Annotated in this window: 4 protein-coding genes and 1 pseudogene; all 5 read left to right on the top strand. The window is 64.1% G+C overall.

The window, feature by feature from the left end; genetic code table 11:
* Positions 1-244 (top strand): annotated as a pseudogene (locus NM961_RS23795) (IS3 family transposase); the annotation flags it as partial.
* Between the two features lie 78 nt (positions 245-322).
* On the top strand, positions 323-625 hold the full coding sequence (tnpA, locus tag NM961_RS23790) for an IS66 family insertion sequence element accessory protein TnpA (protein ID WP_255916916.1): 303 nt from the start codon (positions 323-325) through the stop codon (positions 623-625).
* Positions 619-957, top strand: coding sequence for an IS66 family insertion sequence element accessory protein TnpB (gene tnpB, locus NM961_RS23785; protein WP_255916915.1), 339 nt, complete (start codon positions 619-621; stop codon positions 955-957). The genes tnpA and tnpB overlap by 7 nt, the downstream gene beginning before the upstream one ends.
* A gap of 15 nt (positions 958-972) precedes the next feature.
* Positions 973-2,514: an IS66 family transposase gene (gene tnpC / locus NM961_RS23780; protein WP_255916914.1), complete on the top strand. Its 1,542-nt coding sequence runs from the start codon at positions 973-975 to the stop codon at positions 2,512-2,514.
* Positions 2,505-2,687, top strand: a 183-nt coding sequence (locus tag NM961_RS23775; protein WP_255916917.1) for a DDE-type integrase/transposase/recombinase, incomplete at its 3' end; no start/stop codon positions are given. The genes tnpC and NM961_RS23775, both read left to right, overlap by 10 nt.

Raw genomic sequence — 2,687 nt, 5'->3', positions numbered from 1 at the left:
GAGGAAGGGCCGCGCAGGCGCGCCGCGTCTGGCACGCCACCTGAGCATTGGTCGGCGGCAGGTAGCGGAAAGTCTGCGCCGACAAGGCTTGCGGGCCAAGGCCGCCAGGAAGTTCAAGGCGACGACAAACTCCAACCACTCACTGCCGGTGGCGGAGAATCTGCTGCAACAGGATTTCACCGCCGATGCGCCGAATCAGGTGTGGGTCGGCGATATCACTTACATAGGAACGGATGAAGGTTGGTAAGCGTCCGGCCCCGCCACATTCCGGTCCCCGATCCGCGGAACAATGCTTGCCGCTCACTTCCGCGGAGCGCCAAGCGTGCAGACATCGAAGACCGAAGCATTCTGGCGTCGTCACATTGAAGCGTGGCGATCGAGCGGCCTGACGCAGAAGCAATATGGTGCCAAGCATGGCATCAACGCGTTGACGTTGGCGCATTGGAGCTACCTGCTCAAGCGCAAGTCGAGCACGCCTGGGCCAGCTCTGGTTCCAGTCCGCGTGGTCGGCAACACGCCGCCGGTGACCATCGAGTTGGCGCATGGTGCCTGGCGTATCGCAGTGCCGGCCGGCACAGACCCATGCTGGCTCGCTGCATTAATTCGCGAGACGTCTGCATGTTGAACCCGACGTCGTGGTGGATCGCGGTGGAGCCGATCGATCTGCGTCGCGGCATGGATGGCTTGTTGACGGCGATTGCGATGCAGTTCGGTCACGACGGACTCGCCGGAGGCGCGTACGTGTTCCGCAATCGCAGCGCCACGCGGATCAAGGTGATCTGCGCCGACGGCAGTGGCGTGTGGATGTGCGTGCGGCGCTTGCGCGAAGGCCGCTTCATCTGGCCGCGCAGCAGCGATCGCGTCTGCGAGATCGACGCGCAATCGTTCGCCTGGTTGTGCACCGGCGTGGACTGGCATCGGTTGTGCGCAAAACCGCTGGCCGGTGCGCTGGTATAACTTTACAATCGACGCATGAGTGTTGATGCCTCGGCCAACGACGATCTGCAAAGGCAACTGCGTGAAGCGCTGGCTGCGTTGGCTGACCGCGATGCCCTCATTGCCCAGCGCGATGCACAGATTACCGAGATGGCAGCGGTCGGCGCTTACCGCGCCGCGCGCATCAAGGTTCTCGAAGCACAGATGGCGGCGATGAACCGCGCCCTGTACGGCCGCCGTTCCGAACAGCTCGACCCGGCCCAGCGCCAGCTGTTCGAGGAGTCGCTCGAAGAAGACATCGCCGCGATACAGACGGAGCTGGAGACGCTCAAGGAATCGCCGTCTGCACCGCGGCGCCAACCCAAGCGCCTGCCGTTGCCGGAACACCTGCCGCGCGAGGAAGTTCGTCACGAGCCCGCCTCGTGCACGTGCCCGCAGTGCGGCAACGCTCTGACGCCGATGGGCGAAGACGTCACCGAGCAGCTCGACTGCAAGCCGGCCGAGTTCTTCGTGCGCCGCCACATCTATCCGAAGTACGCCTGTCGCGCCTGCGAGACGGTGACGACCGCCCCGAGCCAGGCGAGCGTGATCGAACGTGGCCGACCGGCGCCGGGTCTGCTCGCGCACGTGCTGGTCGGCAAATACGCCGATCACCTGCCGTTGTATCGTCAGCAGCAGATCTACCAGCGCAGCGGCGTGGAACTGGCACGTTCGACCCTGGCCGACTGGACCGGCGCCGCCGGCGTCGCGCTGATGCCGCTGGTGTCTGCGATGAAGGTCGATCTGCTGCAACGCCCGGTGATCCACGCGGACGAAACGCCGGTTGCGCTGCTCGATCCGGGCGCGGGCAAGACAGCACGTGCGTATCTGTTTGCCTACTGCGCCACGGACGGATCGCCGATCACGATTTTCGACTTCTGCACCAGTCGCAGCGGCGAGCATGCCAGGAACTTCCTCGGCGCCTTCCGTGGCCATCTCGTCGTGGACGACTACAGTGGTTACAAAGCCCTTTTTACCCTAGGCATCACCGAAGTAGGCTGCTGGGCGCATATCCGCCACCTGTTCTTCGAGTTGCATGCGGCGAAGACCAGCGCACATGCGGAACCGGCATTGCGCCAGATCGCCGAGCTGTACCGGATCGAAACCGAGATCAAAGGTCTGGATCCGCCCGAACGGCTTGCCCGGCGCCAACGCGAGGCGCGGCCGGTGCTCGATGCGTTCGAGCAATGGATCAACCAGGTATCCGCCAACGTGTCGCCCAATAGCGGCCTCGCCAAAGCGCTCGCACATACCCGCAAGCGCTGGCCGGCGCTCGTGCGCTACGTCGACTACGCTTCGCTGCCCATCGACAACAACCTGGTCGAACGTTCGATCCGGCCCATCGCCGTGGGCCGCAAGAACTGGCTGTTCGCAGGCTCCAAAGCCGCCGGCGAGCGTGCCGCTGCTATCATGAGCCTGATCGCCACCGCCAAGCAGAACGGCCATGAGCCTTACGCGTATCTCAAGGATGTGCTGACCCGCCTGCCGACACATCCCGATCGTCGCATCGCCGAACTTCTGCCGCATCGCTGGGGCTGACTATCGCGGCTGATGGGGTTGTCGGGAAGGTGGTGAGGCCGAGCGCTTACGAAGGTTGGCTCTATCTGGCCGTTGTACTGGATCTGTACTCGCGCAAAGTCGTGGGCTGGTCGATGTCAGACCGGATGACGGCCACGCTGGTCTGTGACGCGCTGACAATGGCCCTGTTTCGC

Origin of the sequence: Tahibacter harae, from assembly GCF_024437735.1 — a bacterium.
GTDB classification, from domain to species: domain Bacteria; phylum Pseudomonadota; class Gammaproteobacteria; order Xanthomonadales; family Rhodanobacteraceae; genus Tahibacter; species Tahibacter harae.
The sequence above is the reverse complement of the archived record's forward strand: the minus strand, read 5'-3'. Positions and strand labels throughout refer to the sequence as shown.